Source organism: Halomonas marinisediminis, from assembly GCF_004347715.1.
Taxonomy (GTDB): Bacteria; Pseudomonadota; Gammaproteobacteria; order Pseudomonadales; family Halomonadaceae; genus Halomonas; species Halomonas icarae.
Genome location: NZ_SLTR01000005.1, coordinates 78022 through 96232, shown reverse-complemented (window position 1 = coordinate 96232; position 18211 = coordinate 78022). Strand labels below are relative to the sequence as shown.

Genomic DNA, 18211 nt, shown 5'->3' with positions numbered 1-18211 from the left:
GGGGCGCTTGTCAGCTGGCGGGGCGCCAGGCGGAAACCCCGTAGTACGCCCCGACGATCGCCGTCAGAAAGCCCATGATCCAGGCGATCAGGGTCTGACTATTCTCGATGGAACCGAGGATGCCCTGGCAGGTCTGGCCCGGCGGACAGTTGAGCCCATCGACAAGCGCGGCAACCAGAATAAAGGCCAGTGAACCGATCAAGGCGGTGAGTGCCATGTAGGCCATGCGCCGCCGATTGGTAAAACGTTGCTGGGAATAGGTGATCAAGGCGGCCTTGTCGCGGTCCGACAGCTTGTCATCCTTGGCAATTTCGATCATCTTCGTCAAGGGATCCTTTCCCGCCTCTGGCGCCGTTTTCACCTCAATTGGCACGACAGAAGGCTGATCGCTCATTGTCTTGTCTCCTTGTTCAGAGATAAACGTTCGATGATGAACGCTCGGTGATAAACGCTCGATGATAAACGGCTGCGTATCGGTGACTCCTGGTGTGGTCGGAAGAATCCTCACGAGTGTTGCCAAGGGAGGGGGATGGCAGGACCCTGCAGAGTGCTGCGGGCAGCGTTTGCCGCGAATCGGCCCGCCTCTTGCCTGCCTGTCCTTTCTTCCCTGTCCTTTATTCAAGGTAGCACCGCAGCTATCGACCCGCCCTTCACTGACCATGGCCCGGCATGCTCTTGTCCCGCCGACGGAGAGATGTCATCTTCGAAGGAGCATGTCATCAAGAGTGTCGCCCCTGCCGCGCTGGGGCTCTCCCTGGACCCACCGCGCTTCGAAGGGGGCGAGGTTATCCAGACCGTCACAACGAGGAGAACGACAGATGAGCACGCGAGACGCCTACGAGCAGAAGCTGCGCGCCAAGCTTGACGAGTGGCAGGCCGAGATCGACAAGCTGAAGGCACAGGCCCGTCACTCCGAGGCCGATGCCAGACTCAAGGAGGAGCGGGAGCAGGAGGCCGAGCAGCTGGAGCAGAAGCGTGAAGAGCTGCTCCAGAAGCTGGAGGAGATGCGTGCATCCGGCGATGACGCCTGGGATGACCTCAAGGAGGGTGCCGAGCGCGCCTGGAAGTCGATGAGCGACTCCTTCGAGAAGGCTCGCTCACGCTTCAAGTAACCGCCCCGGACGACGATGCCGCCGCCAGGAGGCGCCATGTCAGATGCCCGCAACACCTCTCTCGGCCCACTAGGGGAACGCGTTCATCTGGCCTGGGACCTGCTGATCATTGCGCTGGTCATCGCCAACCTGGCCCTGCTGCTGTTCGACAGCCTCTTTCTGCTGCCGCCGCTGAACAGCGCCTTCGAGGCCGTGACGCCAGGCCTTCACGGCGCCTACGAGCGCCATGTCCATGCCAACTTTCTCACCATCGACCTGGCGTTCGTGGCGGTATTTATTCTCGATGTACTGCTGGGCTGGGCGGTGGCCATCGCCGAGCGGCGCTATCACCGCTGGTTCTTCTACCCCTTCGTGCACTGGTACGACGTGCTCGGCTGCATTCCGCTGGGTGGCTTCCGTCTGCTGCGCGTCCTGCGGGTCATCTCGCTGCTGCACCGTCTGCAGCGGCTGGGGATGATCGATGTACGCCGCTGGTACCTCTATGCCGTTCTCGCCAAGTACTACGACATTCTGATGGAGGAGCTTACCGACCGCATCGCCATCCGCATGCTGGGCAACATCCAGGCCCAGGTACGTTCTCGCGACTCCCTCACCGGTGGCGTGGTGGAGCGGGTGGTGCGGCCTCGCCAGCAGGCACTGATCCAGGAGATCAGCCAGCGCCTGGAGGCCATGGCCGGCAGTGCCTACACCCACAACCGACCCGATATCCTGCGTTATGTGCGGGGTCTGGTCGGCCGTACCCTGACGGAGAGTCCCGAGATCCAGCGACTCTCGCGCCTGCCGATGGGCGGCCAGTTGACCCGGGGGCTCGAGGCCTCGCTCTCGGATCTGGCCTGCCGCCTGGTCAACGAGGCCCTGGCAGGGCTGCAGTCGCCGGAGTTCTCCACCCTGGTGGAGCATCTGGCCGAAAGCGGCCTCGATGCCTGGCTGCGCACCGACCCGCACACCGAACAGGTCACCGAGCAGGTGCTGGTCGACATGCTGGAGCTGCTCAAGGAGCAGATCGCGGTGAAGGAGTGGCGACAGCGCTACGAATGAGGGCCCTGTTTCAGATCACCGGCCCCACCATGGGCCTGCTCACTGATGCATAGCTGGTGATCGCTCAGCACCTCGATGATACGACAGCTTTCGACCTTGCCGCCGGCACACTGGCCCAGCATCCGCCGCAGCTCGTCGCGCAGTGCCGCGAGGCGCTGCAACCGCGACTCCACCTCCTCGAGGTGATGCTTGGCGATGGCATCCACCTCCTGACAGGACATGTCGGGCCGATCCGACATCGTCAGCAGTTCACGCACCGCCTCCACCGAGAACCCGAAGTCCCGGGCATGACGAATGAAGGTCAGCCGCCTCACGGCCTCCTCACCATAGCGGCGCTGGCCACCTTCGGTACGCACCGCACCACTCATCAGTCCGACACGTTCGTAGTAGCGCACCGTTTCAGGTTTGCAGCCGGCACACCGCGCCAGCTCTCCGATGCCGATGGCGGCCCTGGTCTCCGACATGATGACGCTCCTTCCAAACGGCTTGAACCTGTCATTTGAACCTATGCCTTGAGCCTACACCTTGAACCTATAGTTGCTACAAGGTTTATGCTGGAGACAGTAACCTACCAGCAGGAGTGCCACCATGGAACATTCACCCGCTATGCAAGCCTCCTCGGCGCTGACGCTCCGGGTCGAAGGCATGGACTGCGGCGGCTGCGAGCGCAAGGTCGAGTCCGCCCTGGGGCGCCTGGAGGGCATCGAGCAGGTGCAGGCAAGCTCGGTCACCGGCTCGGTGAAGATTGTCCCGGCATCGCAGGGCTCTCCGAACCACGAGACAATCGAGCGTACCCTCGACGAGCTGGGCTATCGGGTCGTCCCCGGTGACCAGCGACATCAGGCGAGTGACTCGCCAGCCCCCTGGTGGCAAACCGCCAAGGGGCGGCTGGTGCTGGTCACGGGTGGCCTGCTGGCGCTGGCCTTTATCCTGCGCATGACCTTTCCGGCCCTGGGCAACTGGCCCTTCGTGGCGGCCACCGTGGTGGGCCTGGTGCCCATCATCAAGGGCGCCTGGGGGGCGCTGAAGATGCGCAACCCCTTCACCATCGAGATGCTGATGAGCATCGCCGCCCTGGGCGCGCTGGCGATCGATGCCGCCGCCGAGGCCGCCGTGGTGGTGTTCCTGTTTGCCGTGGGAGAGCTTCTGGAAGGCGTGGCCGCCTCCCGCGCGCGACGCAGCATCTCGGCCCTGGCCGACCTGGCGCCGTCGACGGCGAGGCTGATCGATGAGCAGGGAACTCGCGAGGTGTCGGCCTCCTCCCTCACACCGGGCCAGCGCGTCATGATTCGGCCGGGTGACCGCGTTCCCTGCGATGGTCGCATCCTGGCGGGAACCTCCGAGCTGGACGAGTCACCGGTCAATGGCGAGTCCGTGCCCCGCACGCGCTCGGTCGACGACGAGGTCCTGGCGGGCACGGTGAACCTGAACGCCGCCCTCGAGGTGGAGGTGACCCGTGGTGCCGAGGACAATACCATCGCGCGGGTCATTCGCCTGGTCGAGGAGGCCCAGGCCGCCAAGGCGCCGGTGGCACGCTTCATCGACCGCTTCGCCTACTACTACATGCCGGCGGTGGTCGGGCTGGCCCTGCTGATGGCGGTGGTGCCGCCGCTGGCCTCGAGCATGGCCTGGTCGGAGTCGATCTATCGCGCCCTGGCGCTGCTGTTGATCGCCTGCCCCTGTGCCCTGGTGATCTCGACCCCGGCGGCGATCGCGGCCGGCCTCTCGGCGGGGGCGCGTCGTGGGCTGCTGATCAAGGGCGGCGCCGTGCTCGAACAGCTGGGCAAGCTACGCCTGGTGGCGCTGGACAAGACCGGCACGCTCACCGTCGGTGCACCTCGTGTCACCGATGTGGCTGACTGGACTGGCGAACATGGCGAACACGAGGTGCTGCGCCTGGCGGCGGCGATGGAGCAGGACTCCAGCCACCCGATCGCTCGGGCCATTCTGGAGCATGCCCAGCAGCAGGGTCTCACGCTTCCCCGGGTTAGCGAGAGCCGCGCCGTGGCGGGTCGCGGGATTGCCGCCCGGGTCGAGGGGCGTGAGCTTGGCCTGGTACCACCCCATCACCTCCTCGACCGGGGGCTCCTCGACGATAGGCAGAGCGAACAGGTCAACGCACTGGAGGAGGCCGGCAAGAGCCTCGCCGTGCTGATGGAGGGCGAGCGCCCGCTCGGCCTGATCGCCGTACGCGATGAGCCCCGCGCCGATGCCCGCGAGGGCCTCGCGGCCCTCTCGCGCCTCGGCGTACAGGCGGTGATGCTCAGCGGTGACAACGTGCGCACCGCCAGGGCCATCGGCGACAGCCTGGGCATCGAGGCCCACGGCAAGTTGATGCCAGAAGACAAGGCGCGCCATATTCGCGACTGGCAGGCCGCCGGCCGGGGCCCCATCGGCAAGGTGGGCGACGGCATCAACGATGCGCCGGCCCTGGCCTCGGCTGACGTGGGCATCGCCATGGGCGGTGGCACGGATGTGGCGCTGGAGACCGCCGATGCAGCCCTGCTCAAGAACCGCGTGACCGGCATCGCCGAGCTGATCGACCTGTCTCGCGCCACTCTCAACAACGTGAAGACGAACGTCGCTCTGGCCCTGGGACTCAAGGCCATCTTCCTGGCCACCACGGCGCTGGGCTTCACCGGCATGTGGATTGCCGTGATGGCGGATACCGGTGCCACCGTGCTGGTGACCCTGAATGCCATGCGGCTGCTGGGCTATCGCTTCTCGCCCAATAACGCTTCGAGCTCCTCACGATAGGCGGCCTCATGCTCGGCCGGGTCAGCGGGAAGACGGCCGAGCTCGACGGCCAGCTCGAAAAATCCCTGCCGGGGCATGTCACCGCGGCGGCTGATCACCAGGGCGGCGATCAGCGGGCGACCGGCGGCCACGTCCTCGCGCATCAGTGCCTCGAGGCCCAGGGCGACGCGCTGGATGGTGCGCGGCGGCGAAAGACCCAGCGCCTCGGCGGCCTGCTGGTAGGTAATCGGCAGCTGCTCGGCGGGCAGGCACTCGAGCAACGCCCTCAGACGCGGAGCGAGGTCGGTAGCGTCCTGGATCTCCATGCCTTGGTCCTCCTCGAGTGAACGGATAGCTGGAAATGTGGCCCGGGATGAGCCGTGCCAGGCCTCTGCACGGCTTGCTCCCTCATGGCCATCGTCGTCTTCAGCAGCGGACCGCACCAACCCCTTTCCAGTCCTCGATATCGAGCTCGGGGCGTTCGGCGCGGAAGCGCGCGTAGAGCTCGATGCCTTGTGAATCCTCGAGGATATCGACCCGCACACCCCGGCTCTGGAGCAGCGGCTCGGTGCCCGAGGCGTTGGTGACATCGCCCACCACGACCCGGCTGAAGCCGCGCATGCTGACCAGCGTGGCACAGATCTCACAGGGACTCAGCGAGGTGAAGAGCGTGGTTTGGCTGAAATCGATCCGCCCGGCATCGCGGATGGCGGAGGTCTCGCCATGGTGGTAGGGGTGATTCTCCTGCACCAGGGTATTGTGGCCCTTGCCGACGATGCGCCGGGTGGCGTTGTCGATGATCAGCGCCCCGATGGGGCAGCCCCCCTCATCGAAGCTCTTCTGCGCCAGCAGCACGGCGATACGCATGAAGTCGGCATCGGTGAGGCGGCGGGCGAAGTCCTCATCCATCAGCGCCGGCAGGCTGGCGGTGGGCATATGGGCGATGGCGGCCAGCGCCGCCTGGGTCACTTCCGTGCGGGTATCGAGCAGCGTTTGCATGGTGGTCACCTCATCTCGAAGCCGCGCTTGACCAGGAAGTCACGCATATGGGGACGCAGCTTGGTATCGAACAGTGGAGTCAGGTTCTGTGACCAGGTGGAGTCCTTGGGACCGCCCCTTCGCGACTGGTAATACGCGTGCATGGCATCGTCGTAGGCCGCCACCAGCTCGCTGTCGTCCTGGTAGCTATCCTCCTTGAGGATCGCCTCCACCGGCAGGCGCGGCTTCACGTCGGGGTCGTGGGCCGGGTAGCCGAGGCACATGCCGAACACCGGATAGACATGCTCGGGCAGACCCAATAGATCGCTGATCTGCTGAGGGTTGTTGCGAATGCCGCCGATATAGCAGATGCCCAGCCCTTCCGACTCGGCGGCCACGGCCATGTTCTGGGCCATCAGCGCGGTATCCACGCTGGCCACCAGCAGCTGCTCGGTCATGCCGCGCACCACCCGCGCCCCGGTGCGCTCGGCCGCCTCGGTGGGACGCTTCATGTCGGCACAGAACACCAGGAAGGCCCCGCAGGTAGCCACATAGCGCTGACCACCGGCCAGTTCGGCGATCGCCTCGCGATTCTCGGGCTTCTTCACATGGATAATGCTGTAGGCCTGCACATGGCTCGAGGTGGCCGCGGCCTGGCCGGCACTCACCAGCTCCTCCAGCAGCTCCCGGGAGACCGGCTGGTCGGTGAACTTGCGGATGGAGCGGTGGGACTTGAGCAACTCGATTGTAGGATTCATGGGACCTCTGGGTTGATGTGCCTTTCTGTTGACGCACTCACTCTCTTGGTGTGCCATCGCATCACATGATGTTGCTTAACGGACTCATTGTTCCACGATGCAGGCTCCTCTTGTACCGTCTCGCTCCAGCATGCTTTCCAGCACCAGCGTCAACGGCTAGGGTGAAGCCTCTTGTGCCATCACTTCGAGGCTCCCATGCCACGCATCCTGCTCGTCGACAACGGCTCACTGCGCCCCCAGGCCACACTCAATCTGCGCCGCCTGGCCAAAGCCCTGGCCAGGGCAACCGGAGAACCGGTGCAAGCCGCCTCGCTGCTGCACTCCCACAAGATTCCGGCCGAGCAACTGGAGGGCGAGTCGGCGGTGACGCTGGGCCCGCTGGCCGAGCGCCTGGCGGCGGAGGGGGTAACCGAACTGGTGATCGTGCCCTTCTTCTTCGGTCCCAGCCAGGCACTGACCCGCTATCTGCCGGAGCGCCTGGCACAAGTGCAGGAAAGGTACCCGAACCTCGGCATCAAGGTAACGGCGCCACTGGTGGACACCCTCACAGGACTCGACCTGCGCCTGGCCAGGCTGCTGGCCGATAACGTGCGTGAGGTCATGGCGCGCCGCAAGATGAGCGAAAGGCAGCCACCGACGGTGGTGCTGGTCGACCATGGCAGCCCGGTTCCCGAGGTCGCCGCGGTGCGCAACTATGTGGCCGGGCAGCTCGGCGTGCTGCTGGCCGACGAGGTCGGCTGCGTGACCTACGCCTCCATGGAGCGCCGGGATGGCGATGCGTATCGCTTCAATGAGCCGCTGCTGGCCGACCTGCTCGCCTCGAAGGTGTTGGCCGGGCGCGAGGTGATTCTGGCCATGCTGTTTCTCTCCCCGGGGCGCCATGCCGGCGAGGGCGGCGATATCGCCGAGATCTGTGAACAGGCCATGGCCGCCTCTCCCGGCCTGCGCGTGGCCACCACACGCCTGGTGGGTGAGCACGCCGGCATCCTCGAGATACTCGCCAGCCGCGTGGCCCAGGGACGTTCGGGAGAGGCCCTGCTGGTGGAGCTGCCGGCCATGGGCAAGGCGACCCGACCCCGGTAGCATGGCCGCAACCCCACCATCGACGAGGAGACAACGTGAACCCCGAGGACCTGCTGACCCTGGTCAGGCTGCGCATGCCCTTCGGCAAGTACCAGGGCTGGCTGCTCGCCGACCTGCCGGGGCCCTACCTGGCGTGGTTTGCCCGGGAGGGCTTCCCGGACAGCGAGCTGGGGCGCCTGCTTGCGCTGATGCACGAGATCGATCACAACGGCCTGGGCGGCTTGCTCGAGCCGCTGCGCGGCGCCTGACCTGCAGAGAACACTTATGCTTAAAATTTCCAACAGCGTGGAGCTTGGCGACTGGGAGATCGAGCTGAATGCGATCCGCTCCCAGGGTGCCGGCGGCCAGAACGTCAACAAGGTGGCCACGGCGATCCATCTGCGCTTCGATATCCAGCGCTCCAGCCTGCCCGCCTTCTACAAGGAGCGGCTGATGGCGCTCGGCGACCAGCGCATCAGCCAGGAGGGTGTGGTGGTCATCAAGGCCCAGCGCTTTCGCACCCAGGAGCAGAACCGCGAGGATGCCCTGGCTCGGCTGCGCGAACTGATCCGTGAGGCGGTGAAACAGCACAAGGTGCGCAAGCCCACCCGCCCGACCCGCGGTTCCCAGCGTCGCCGGGTGGACAGCAAGACCCGCAAGGGCAAGACCAAGGCCCTGCGGGGCAAGGTGAAGGTGTAATGTTACGGCCCTGTTCAGGACTCGTAGGCGGCCTTGAGACGATAGAATTCGGCGACGATCTCGTCCATGGCCTCGGCGTCGTAGTCACACAGGCCGCTGACCACCAGCTTCTTGGAACCCGTGCCCACCTGCTCGTCTCCCGACTGGATGCTGAACTCGAGCAGGGTGTCGCCACGCTTGCCATTGACCTCCAGCGAGGAGTCGAGCAGCTCCAGTGATGGTGCCAGACCCTCGAGGCGCTCCAGGCAGAAGCCCATGCTGTCGTAGATCACCAGCGGTCGGCGCGGATTGAACATCACGCCCTGCTCTTCCATCAGCGGCTTGAGGTAGTGTGGAAAGTTCTTGCCCGAGAACGAGACATAGCAGCGCGTAAAGGCCTCCACGACCGCCTCGTCGTGGGTAGTCGCCCCGCCGCGCGAGACCTCCAGATAACACTTGCCGGCGTCATCGCAGACACGAATCAGCCCATCCTCCCCCTCCTGGAAGCCGAGCGGTGTGCCATCGCCGACCATATTGAGGAAACGAAACTCCATGCGCTGGGAGAGGCCGAAGCGCGCCAGTACCAGCGCGAACAGCAGGTCTCCGGGGACGCAGAAGCGGCGTGCCTCGGGGTTATGAATGGGGTTGTAGTCGCCGGCGACTCCCTTGGCGAATCGGCTGGCCTGCTCCGCCGAGATGGTGATGCGGTCTCCTGCCAGCGTATGAAATTCATCGAGAAACATGCGTGACTTGCCTGCGTCGTTGGCGATCCGAAAGCGGCCGGCGGCTGCCGGAGGGCAGATGATGCCATAAAACGGCCTCGGGGGGAGACCGAGGTCATCTGACCGCACCGCTACTCCTTTGGTGGTAAGGCTTTGCGCCTATATTGCGCTGCACTACAGGTGTTAGAATGGGCGCGCTTTCTCACCCTTCCCACGAACCTCGTTTTCGGAACCCAACGCCATGTCATCCTACGGATACCCCACCCTACGGCCCCGGCAAACCGCCTGGTGGTCGGGATGTCTCGTGCTTGTCTGTCTACTGTTCAGCCCCGCCGCCTTCGCGGTGACCGGCGAGCTGGATCTCACCAGCTCCGTGGTCGGCCTTGTCGCCGTGAGCATCTTCGTCCTCGCCTATGCGCTCGTCATGGGCGAGGAGAAGCTGCACATGCGCAAGTCCAAGCCGGTACTGGTCGCCGCCGGTATCATCTGGGCGCTGATCGGCTGGGTCTATGTGCAGGCCGGCATGCCCACAGAGGCCGAGCACGCCTTCCGCGAGACCCTGCTCGAGTTCACCGAGCTGATGCTCTTCCTGCTGGTGGCGATGACCTATATCAACGCCCTGGATGAGCGCCGCGCCTTCGACGTGCTGCGCAGCTGGATGGTACGCAAGGGCTTCACCTATCGTCAGCTGTTCTGGATCACCGGCGGCCTGGCCTTCGTGATCTCGCCCATCGCCGACAACCTGACCACCGCGCTGCTGATGTGTGCCGTGGTGACCAAGGTTGCCGAGGGTGACAAGCGCTTTATCAACCTGGCCTGCGTCAACATCGTGGTGGCGGCCAACGCCGGCGGTGCCTTCAGCCCCTTCGGCGATATCACCACCCTAATGGTATGGCAGGCCGGCATGATCCAGTTTCAGGAGTTCTTCGTGCTGCTGGCCCCCTCGCTGGTCAACTTCCTGATCCCGGCGGTGGTGATGACCCTGTTCATCAAGAACCGCAAGCCGGACAGCCTCGAGGAAGAGGTCTGGCTCAAGCGCGGTGCACGCCGCATCGTGCTGCTGTTCCTGTTCACCGTGGCCACCGCGGTGGCCTGTCACACCTTCCTGCATCTGCCGCCGGTCCTGGGAATGATGACGGGGCTTGGCTATCTGCAGTTCTTCGGTTACTTCCTGCGTCGCACCCTGCCCCGCTCGCTGGAGAAGAAGCGTACCCGCTACGCTCGCCGCGGCGACGACAAGAAGCTCGCCCAGCTGGGGAGCGTGGTGCCTTTCGATGTCTTCAATCGTGTCGCCCGCGCGGAGTGGGATACCCTGCTGTTCTTCTACGGCGTGGTGATGTGTGTCGGCGGTCTGGGCTACATGGGCTATCTGGGGATGCTCTCCGAGGCGCTTTACACCGGCTGGGATGCCACCTGGGCCAACATCGCCCTGGGGTTGATCTCGGCGGTGGTCGATAACATCCCGGTAATGTTCGCGGTGCTGACCATGGAGCCGGAGATGTCCCAGGGCCACTGGCTACTGATCACTCTCACCGCCGGTGTCGGCGGCAGCCTGCTCTCCATTGGCTCGGCTGCCGGCGTGGCGCTGATGGGCCAGGCTCGCGGCAACTACACCTTCATGGGCCATCTGCGCTGGGCCCCGGTGATCGCGCTGGGCTATGCCGCCAGCATTGCCGTGCACCTGTGGATCAATGCCGGAAGCTTTCAGGTCCTCGGCTGAGCGCACTGCCCGGCGGCACCGTCGCCGGGCAGCCACGTTGAAGGTCCCGCTTTACATCTCCTTCGCGTCATGTAGCTTATGAGCCGAAGCCTGCCCCGGACCTCCGCGGCATTCAGCGCCCTACCCGCCCCATGACGTGACAAGAGTTCCCTTGCAGATGACACTCCTCAGCCATCTCGCCTCGCTGCCGTTTCGCGATGCCACTCGATCCGAGGGTGTGACATGGCGTGGCTGAAGGCTGCCCTGCTGTTCTGTCTGATTGCCCTGGCGGGGGGAAGAAGCGTTGCCAGCGATCAGACGTTACTGCTTGTCGCTCATGCCGATGTCACCACTCAGCACCTTACGCGGGATACCACGCGAGCCATTTTTGCCATGCGCCAGCGTACCTGGCCGGATGGTCAGGCTGTTCGAGTGTTCGTGCTGCCCAACGGCCATCCGGTCCATGAACGCTTCGTCAAGGAGCGCCTGACTGTCTATCCCCATCAACTGCAGCTGGCTTGGGATCGCATGGTCTTCTCCGGCACCGGCCAGGCGCCGGACCGCGTGAGGCACCAGACCGAGATGCTCGAGCGCATCGCCACCACACCCGGCGCAATAGGCTATCTGGAAAGGGAGTACCTGGATGAACGTGTCCAAGTCATTTCAATGGATTGAAAGACGCCTCGCGCCCCTGCTGGTGACGGCCCTGACGAGCCTGTCGGGACAGGCTCTGGCCGGCAATGGCGTGCTGGATACCCTGCAGATGCATGGCTTCCTTAGCCAGGCGCTGGTGATCACCGATGACAATAATGTCTTTGGTCCCAGCAGCGAGGACGGAGGCAGCCTTAAATATACCGAGATCGGAGCCAATGTCTCGCTTCGCCCCCATCAGGATCTGCTGCTTGCCGCCCAGGTACTCAGTCGACGGGCTGGCGGCGACGGCAGAGACGCCAGGCCAGTCCTGGACTACGGGGTGCTCGACTATCAGATGGTATCCAGTCAGCAACGGACCTTCGGCATTCAGCTCGGGCGCAGCAAGAATCCTTTCGGTTTCTACAACCAGACACGTGATGTCGCCTTTACACGTCCGAGCATCCTGCTGCCCCAGTCCATCTATTTCGACAGGACACGCTCGTTGGCACTCTCCGGTGACGGCGTCACGCTCTATCACGAAGAGAGCCTGCCACACGGCACACTGAGAACACAGATAGGCTTTGGCAAGCCCCAGGCTGAGGACGATCTGCGCCGAACCATGCGCCTGGAGGACACGCCAGGTGAGCTTGAGCCGCGTGAGTCCACCATCGCCCAGATCAAGTACGAACATGATGGTGGCAGAATCATCGCCGCACTCAGTGCAGCGAGTGCCAAGGCCAGGTTCGAACCACGAACCTCCGGGATGAACAGTGGCGACTTTCATTTCCAACCCTGGATCCTGTCGCTGCAGTACAACGCGGAACTCTGGAGTCTCACCGGGGAATATGCGATTCGCCAATCGACACTCGAGGGTTTCGCCAATCCCTTCCTGAACTTCGACGTGACCGGCGAGAGCTGGTACCTGCAGTATGCTCGCCGCTTTCATGACGACTGGCAGTGGCTGGTTCGTTATGACAGCCTGATCAGCAATCGCGATGATCGCTCCGGTCAAGCCTATGAGTCGAGTGGAGCCGGTCCTGCCCACAGCCAGTTTGCCGATGACATCACACTGGGGCTGCAGTGGAATGTAAGCCACCGCCTGAAGCTGGCGGCCGAGTACCACCACGTGGATGGCACGGGGTGGCTACCCGCGCAGGACAACCCGGACCCATCCGCCACCACCCGGCGCTGGAACATGCTGCTCTTCCAGCTCTCCCTGCGCTTCTAGGCGCCTGAACCCAATCAGGACGCCCCGGCAGAATGAGATCAGCGAACCAACCCCCAGCACGCCGTCAACGCCTCAGCCTGACCTGGCGAGTCATCGCCTTGAGCAGTCTGCTGGTGCTGGGTCTTGTACTGGCGTTCTCATGGATCGGCCATGCCAATCTGTCGCGACAGTTCGAGCAGAGCAGGCTGAAAAACGCTCAACGTCAGGCCAGTGAAATGCATCAGGCCATTCAGCGTTCAGAGGAGAGCGTTCGCCAACTCGCCTCGCTGGTGGCCGCTACCCAGGGGCTCGGCGATGCCCTCCCCGATCACGGGGGTGAGACCCTGCCGGAGACCCTGGAGCCCCAATGGCCGACCCTCCAGCTGGAGTCGGGGATCGACGAGATTCTCCTCTTCGACGCCAGAGGCGCACAGACGGCCAGCTGGGGCTCCACTCAGTCATCGCATGAACGACCGGTAAAGCGCTGGGTCCAGCGGGTCATCGATACCGACATGCCCCTGACCTCCCTGCGCTGCAGCAGCGATTGCCGACAGTATGCGGCGGTACCGGTGCTGGTCGAAGGCAGAAGCGTCGGGGTGGTGGTCCTGTCACGCTCCCTGGCCGACGTCATGCGTCAGGCCCACCAGATCACTCAGGGCGATGTCGGTCTGCTGCTGGTCGAAGGGGGGCAGGATGGCGAGCTACCCGAGGCGCGCCGACTGCCTGACTGGCAGGGGCAGCTGATCGCCCTGACCGGGCAGGAGGAGAGCCTGCCGGCTCTGCGTCTAGCCTCCCGCGAGACAGACCTCGAGAGCCTCATTGACCGCCCCTACCGCTTTCGTCATGCAGGTCGCGAGATCGAGGTGAGTGCCGTGCCCATGGGCGGAGACGGCGACCAGCAGGGTGCCGGCTATATCCTCTTCACCAACGACATCACCGAGCAGGTCGGAGCCATCCGCCAGGACACCCGCATCCTGGCGACCATCGGCCTCGGCGGCTGGCTGGCCGCCGAACTGCTGCTGCTGGCCATCCTGCTCAGCCCCATGGCACGGTTGCGCCGCATCTCGGGCATCCTGCCGAGCCTGGCCCAGGGAGAGTTCGCCAGCGCCAGGAGGTCCATTCCTCGCCCTGACAGCCGGTTCCCGGACGAGATCGACATTCTCGAAGGCGCGACCCTGCATCTGGCCAACCAGCTGGAGGATCTCGAAGAGGAGGTCGGCATTCGTGGCGACGAGCTGGCGGCACGTGTGGAGGAGCTCGCCAAGGAGCGTGACTTCATCGGCAGTCTGCTCGATACCGCTCGAGTCTTTATCATCACGCTGGATGCCGACGACCGCATCACCCTGGTCAACGACTATGCGCTATCCGTCATGGGGGTAAACGAGAAGCTGCTGCTCAAGCGACTCTTCGACGATGTGTTCGGCCCCCATAGCCAGCCGCTAGTCGGCATCGACGGCAGGGGCCAGGAGGAGCGTCTGCTGGTCACTCCCAATGGGCACCAACACACCATCGCCTGGTATCACGCCCCCTTGCCCGGCATTGCCGGGGAGCCGGCAGGCAGGATCTCCGTCGGACTCGACATCACCGAACGCAAGATGGCCGAGGCCAGGCTGACCTGGCTGGCCGAGCGCGACCCGCTGACCGGGCTCTACAATCGCCGCTACCTCAAGGAAGCCCTCGACAAGGCGATAAGACAGGGCCATCCGGGTGCCCTGCTGCTGCTGGACCTTGACCAGTTCAAGGATGTCAATGAGCTCAGCGGCCACCAGGCCGGCGACCAGCTTCTGCGCCAGGTAGCCAGGGTAATGCAGGAGGAGCTGGGGCACCGCGGTACTCTGGCACGCCTCGGCGGCGACGAGTTTGCCCTGCTGGTGGGTGGTGCCGACAGAACCCTGGCGACCCGTATCGCGCAGCAGATCAATCAGCTCCTCGCCACCGTGACGCTCGAGCTGGGCGAGCGACGCCACCGGATCGCGGCAAGCACGGGTATTGCCCTCTTCCCGACGCATGGCGACAACGCGACCGACCTGCTGGCCAGTGCCGACATGGCGATGTACAAGGCCAAGGAGTCGAGCAGTCAGCGCTGGCACCTGCTATCGACGCTCGAGGATGCCCGCGGTGAGCTCAAGGAACGCGTCTACTGGGAGGAGCGCATTCATCGCGCCCTGGAAGAGAACGCCTTTGTACTGATGGTGCAGCCCATCGTGCGGCTTAGGGATCGCGATATCCGCCACTATGAAGTGCTGATCCGGATGCAGGACGATAGCGGCGAGTTGATCTCTCCGGGCGCGTTTATCTCGGTGGCCGAACATAGCGGTCAGATCCTTCAGATCGATCGATGGGTCATCCATCAGGCCCTTGACGTGCTGGCCAAGCTGAAGGGCAAGGAGATCAGCCTGGCCATCAACCTTTCCGGTCCCTCGCTCCACGATGAAGATCTGAAGCAATATCTTGCCGAAGAGATCATCACCAGTGGTGTTGCTCCCGAGCAGCTGATCCTGGAGGTTACCGAGACGGCCGCAGTCACTGATTTCGCCACCGCTCGCGGTGTATTGCAGTCGCTGCGCGATTTGGGGTGTCGTACTGCATTGGATGACTTTGGCGTAGGCTTCAGTAACTTCCACTATCTGAGCCGGCTGCCGGTCGATTATATCAAGATTGACGGTAGCTTTATCCGTCAGCTGCTGGACGACAACGAAAGCCGTGTTATCGTCAAGGCTATTGCCGATATCGCCAACGGCTTCGACAAGCAGGTCGTAGCAGAATTCGTCGAACAGGAAGCTCAGCTGCCAATCCTGGCCTCCTATGGAATTTCCTATGGCCAAGGTTACTATCTCGGTAGCCCGATAAAAGCCAGCACAGCCTTTGCACTCAACGAGAACCATGACTTTGCCTCAGACACTCCCCCCCGCTCAGACACTCCCCATCACTACTAAGCAGCCTGAATGAAGAGCCTGCCACCTGATAACCAAGCCGCAAAGGACACGACCCTCTTGCTGGCACGTTTCATGACAGAGTTCAGCTTCCAGATCGCCCGCAGTGAAGCAGAGAGGGAGCAGGCTTTTCGACTGCGCCATGACGTGTATTGCGAAGAAATCAAAGGCATTCCACCCACGGATCCCGTGCGCCGTCTGGAATACGACATCTTCGATAATGAGGCACTGCACTGCCTGGTTCGTCATCGCCCCACCGGTCTGACTGCCGCCTGCACCCGACTCGTCACCCCCTTATCCGGAGCCGACGCTCCCCTCGACAGGCTTCCTCTGCAATCCTATGCGGCGGAGAGCCTGTACGACTCACCCCTGCATCCTGACCAGGCGACAAGAGGAAGCTTCTATGAAATTTCACGGCTGGCGATATCGCCACACTTCAGGCCGACACTGAAGGGCAAGCAGGCCTGCGGGCACTCATCCTCGCCTGACCAGGCCCGCTTCAGGGACAGGCGAACCTTCTCCTTTCTGGCCAACGCTCTCTTCCTTTCGGGGTGTGCCGTTGGCCGATTGACCGGCACCCACCTGGCCTACGCCATGATGGAGCCACGGTTGCACCGTCTTCTTTCCATGTCGGGGTTCCACTTCACCCAGGTGGGGGGAGAGATCGATCTCCACGGCAAGAGACGCGCCTACTGCATTAGCCGGAAACAGGCCGAAGCCGGCATGACCCCTCAACTCGTCCCGTTATACCAGCACATACAGAAGCAGCTGTCTGAACAGCTCGAATCAACAAGCCGACTACCGCAAACAGCGGCGACCAATCTTTAGAGAGCCGGCCAGGCAGGCCCCGGATACAACCGCCCCTGCCACCCCAGCACCATGATCGCCAACACATTGCGGTGCTCGCCCTCCTCCAGGTTGGTGCTGCGGTCCGGCGAGGGAATCATGCCGCTGGCGGGTTCCACCGCCGCGGCCAGGAGGTCACGAATCTGCCTGACCAGCGGATGCTCCTCCTGGCCGGCGAGCAGGAAGCTCAACGCCACCTCCGCCTGGATATCCTCGGTGGCGTCGCGCATGATCCGCTCGGACTGTTCCGAGAATGCTTCGAGTATCCAGGCATACTCCTCGTCATCCACTTTCTGCTGGTAGTAACGGCTCGCGGCAATGATGAAGTGAGTCAGCCCGTAGAGCCAGTTGCGATACTCGGCCGTCGACAGATCCTCCAGCCTCTCAGGGGGATAACGCCGACGAAACGCGGCCTCCACCTCCCGACGCAGATCCATCACACCGAGCTGGTGAAGGAAGTGCACCTGATTGGCGACCTGGGCGGCATAGACTTCCAGCACTTCCGGGTCGGTCAGGAACGCCTCCCAGGGTAGATCTTCCAGATAGTCCAGCGCCCACTGGTGACCGGGAATGGTCTCGAGCAGGCCGTGGTAGTGGGCCTGCACCAGTCGGAACAGCAGCCCCTTGGCATAGGCGAACTCGCCCCACCGGGAGAACATCTCGGCCCGGGCACGCTGCTTTGCGGTGCGCCGCGGGTACCCCCCGACGCTCTCTCTGGCGAGCCGTTCGATCTTTCCTGGCACTGTGAGCTCGGCAATCTCGGCCTCGAGGCGCCCCGCCAGGTGCAGCATGTACTCGCGGTTGGCCGGCAGATAGCGCTCCTCGCCGGTCACCCGGTAGAGGCGCTGGGCGAAGTGGCGGCGTTTGCCGCTGGAGAGTTCGGGGAGCACGGCTTCATAGGTCGCCCGGATTCGCTCCGCCGCCAGCCGGTGGTGTTCGGCCGGGCCGGCATCGGGCTGCTGCACGGCACAGGCCGAAAGCTGCAACACCAGCCCACAGAGGGCAAGCCATGTCAGCAGCCGCGCGTGGAGGCTGGGCAGGCTCATGAGCGATTCTTCCTGCGCCGTGACTGCTCGGGCCGAATCATGCGGACTCTTACCTTGGGCCGCGGTGGCTCGGCAGGCGGTGCCGGCGGCTCGCCCTGGGCGACCGGCGGAGGTGGCTCGGGAGTTCTAGGGATCTCCACCCAGGCGAAGGTCGGCAGTGCCAGCCGCCAGTGAATGGCGGCCAGACGGATGCCGAGGGTCGTCAGCAGCGACAGGGCAATGGCCAGGGGGCCGGGAGCCCCGAACGCATCCAGACTCACATAGGCGACGCCACCGGCGATCGCTGCGGTGGCATAGATCTCTTCACGCAGCACCATCGGCACACGGCGCGCCAGCACATCACGCACCATGCCGCCAGCCACCCCGGTCATCATGCCCATCAGCACGGCAACCAGGCTGCCCGTACCCAGCAGTAGCGCCTTGTGAGCACCGATCACCACGAACAACGCCAGCCCAAAGGCATCTGCCACCGGCAGGAAACCGCGCGAGAGGCGATGGATATAGTGAAACCCGAGAATAGCGCTCCCCACCGTGATCAGGATGACCCATAGATAGGTAGGATCGGTGACCCAGAACACCGGTCTTACGCCGAGCACAAGGTCGCGCAGGGTGCCTCCACCGATGCCGGTCACTGCAGCAAGCACCAGCATGCCAAAGGGGTCCATGCGTGAGTGGCAAGCCAGCACCACCCCCGACAACGCAAAGACGATGACTCCCGCCATGTCCAGCCAGTAGATCAACTCGCTCACCGCACGCCTCCTCG

Annotated in this window: 19 protein-coding genes; 11 read left to right on the top strand and 8 right to left on the bottom strand. The window is 63.9% G+C overall.

Annotation, left to right across the window (positions count from 1 at the left end; all coding sequences use genetic code 11):
* Positions 1–10 precede the first annotated feature (10 nt).
* Positions 11–394 (bottom strand): hypothetical protein, encoded by a 384-nt coding sequence (locus tag E0702_RS05825; protein ID WP_132042036.1) that lies wholly within the window; start codon positions 392–394, stop codon positions 11–13.
* 424 nt (positions 395–818) lie between these two features.
* On the opposite strand from E0702_RS05825, the gene E0702_RS05820 reads away from it, so the two are divergent.
* Together E0702_RS05820 and E0702_RS05815 are read left to right on the top strand one after the other, a co-directional pair.
* Entirely contained in the window at positions 819–1112 is a 294-nt protein-coding gene (locus E0702_RS05820) for a coiled coil domain-containing protein (protein WP_132042035.1), read from the top strand.
* 36 nt (positions 1113–1148) lie between these two features.
* Positions 1149–2150 carry an ion transporter gene (locus E0702_RS05815; RefSeq protein ID WP_132042034.1) on the top strand — a complete coding sequence of 334 codons (1002 nt, stop codon included), beginning with the start codon at positions 1149–1151 and terminating at the stop codon, positions 2148–2150.
* Here the strand turns inward: E0702_RS05815 and E0702_RS05810 are convergent.
* Entirely contained in the window at positions 2141–2614 is a 474-nt protein-coding gene (locus E0702_RS05810) for a MerR family transcriptional regulator (RefSeq protein ID WP_132042033.1), read from the bottom strand. The genes E0702_RS05815 and E0702_RS05810 overlap by 10 nt on opposite strands.
* A gap of 124 nt (positions 2615–2738) precedes the next feature.
* Here E0702_RS05810 and E0702_RS05805 point away from each other — a divergent pair, with 124 nt between their 5' ends.
* On the top strand, positions 2739–4907 hold the full coding sequence (locus tag E0702_RS05805; RefSeq protein WP_132042032.1) for a heavy metal translocating P-type ATPase: 2169 nt from the start codon (positions 2739–2741) through the stop codon (positions 4905–4907).
* On the opposite strand, the gene E0702_RS05800 is transcribed toward E0702_RS05805, so the two are convergent.
* The 3 genes from E0702_RS05800 to nfsA all read right to left on the bottom strand — a co-directional run bounded on the left by E0702_RS05800 (position 4865) and on the right by nfsA (position 6622).
* Positions 4865–5212, bottom strand: a complete 348-nt coding sequence (locus E0702_RS05800) for a hypothetical protein (RefSeq protein ID WP_132042031.1) — start codon at positions 5210–5212, stop codon at positions 4865–4867. The genes E0702_RS05805 and E0702_RS05800 overlap by 43 nt on opposite strands.
* Before the next feature lie 100 nt (positions 5213–5312).
* Positions 5313–5885, bottom strand: coding sequence for a nucleoside deaminase (locus E0702_RS05795; RefSeq protein ID WP_132042030.1), 573 nt, complete (start codon positions 5883–5885; stop codon positions 5313–5315).
* Positions 5886–5890: 5 nt separating this feature from the next.
* Positions 5891–6622 (bottom strand): oxygen-insensitive NADPH nitroreductase, encoded by a 732-nt coding sequence (gene nfsA, locus E0702_RS05790; protein WP_132042029.1) that lies wholly within the window; start codon positions 6620–6622, stop codon positions 5891–5893.
* Positions 6623–6817: 195 nt separating this feature from the next.
* On the opposite strand from nfsA, the gene E0702_RS05785 reads away from it, so the two are divergent.
* From E0702_RS05785 to arfB, 3 genes are read left to right on the top strand one after another with little or no spacing between them, the layout of a single operon-like run.
* Entirely contained in the window at positions 6818–7705 is an 888-nt protein-coding gene (locus E0702_RS05785) for a sirohydrochlorin chelatase (protein WP_132042028.1), read from the top strand.
* A 35-nt stretch (positions 7706–7740) separates the two neighbouring features.
* Entirely contained in the window at positions 7741–7953 is a 213-nt protein-coding gene (locus E0702_RS05780; RefSeq protein ID WP_132042027.1) for a DUF3820 family protein, read from the top strand.
* A 16-nt stretch (positions 7954–7969) separates the two neighbouring features.
* On the top strand, positions 7970–8383 hold the full coding sequence (arfB, locus tag E0702_RS05775; protein WP_132042026.1) for an alternative ribosome rescue aminoacyl-tRNA hydrolase ArfB: 414 nt from the start codon (positions 7970–7972) through the stop codon (positions 8381–8383).
* 14 nt (positions 8384–8397) lie between these two features.
* On the opposite strand, the gene E0702_RS05770 is transcribed toward arfB, so the two are convergent.
* Positions 8398–9105 (bottom strand): DUF3581 family protein, encoded by a 708-nt coding sequence (locus tag E0702_RS05770; protein ID WP_132042088.1) that lies wholly within the window; start codon positions 9103–9105, stop codon positions 8398–8400.
* Positions 9106–9325: 220 nt separating this feature from the next.
* On the opposite strand from E0702_RS05770, the gene nhaD reads away from it, so the two are divergent.
* From nhaD to E0702_RS05745, 5 genes are all read left to right on the top strand, one after another.
* Entirely contained in the window at positions 9326–10804 is a 1479-nt protein-coding gene (gene nhaD, locus E0702_RS05765; protein WP_132042025.1) for a sodium:proton antiporter NhaD, read from the top strand.
* A gap of 222 nt (positions 10805–11026) precedes the next feature.
* Entirely contained in the window at positions 11027–11458 is a 432-nt protein-coding gene (locus tag E0702_RS05760; protein WP_132042024.1) for a hypothetical protein, read from the top strand.
* Positions 11427–12644, top strand: coding sequence for a hypothetical protein (locus E0702_RS05755; RefSeq protein WP_240721681.1), 1218 nt, complete (start codon positions 11427–11429; stop codon positions 12642–12644). Before E0702_RS05760 ends, E0702_RS05755 begins: the two co-directional genes overlap by 32 nt.
* 32 nt (positions 12645–12676) lie before the next feature.
* The gene (locus E0702_RS05750; protein ID WP_132042023.1) at positions 12677–15559 is read left to right on the top strand and encodes a bifunctional diguanylate cyclase/phosphodiesterase; all 2883 of its coding nucleotides are present in this window, start codon (positions 12677–12679) and stop codon (positions 15557–15559) included.
* 9 nt (positions 15560–15568) lie between these two features.
* Positions 15569–16384 (top strand): PEP-CTERM/exosortase system-associated acyltransferase, encoded by an 816-nt coding sequence (locus E0702_RS05745; protein WP_132042022.1) that lies wholly within the window; start codon positions 15569–15571, stop codon positions 16382–16384.
* Here E0702_RS05745 and E0702_RS05740 read toward each other — a convergent pair.
* Both E0702_RS05740 and E0702_RS05735 read right to left on the bottom strand, forming a co-directional pair.
* Entirely contained in the window at positions 16381–17448 is a 1068-nt protein-coding gene (locus E0702_RS05740) for a DUF3541 domain-containing protein (RefSeq protein WP_132042021.1), read from the bottom strand. The genes E0702_RS05745 and E0702_RS05740 overlap by 4 nt on opposite strands.
* Complete coding sequence (locus E0702_RS05735; protein ID WP_132042020.1) at positions 17445–18197, bottom strand: trimeric intracellular cation channel family protein; 753 nt, start codon at positions 18195–18197, stop codon at positions 17445–17447. The genes E0702_RS05740 and E0702_RS05735 overlap by 4 nt, the downstream gene beginning before the upstream one ends.
* Positions 18198–18211: the final 14 nt, after the last annotated feature.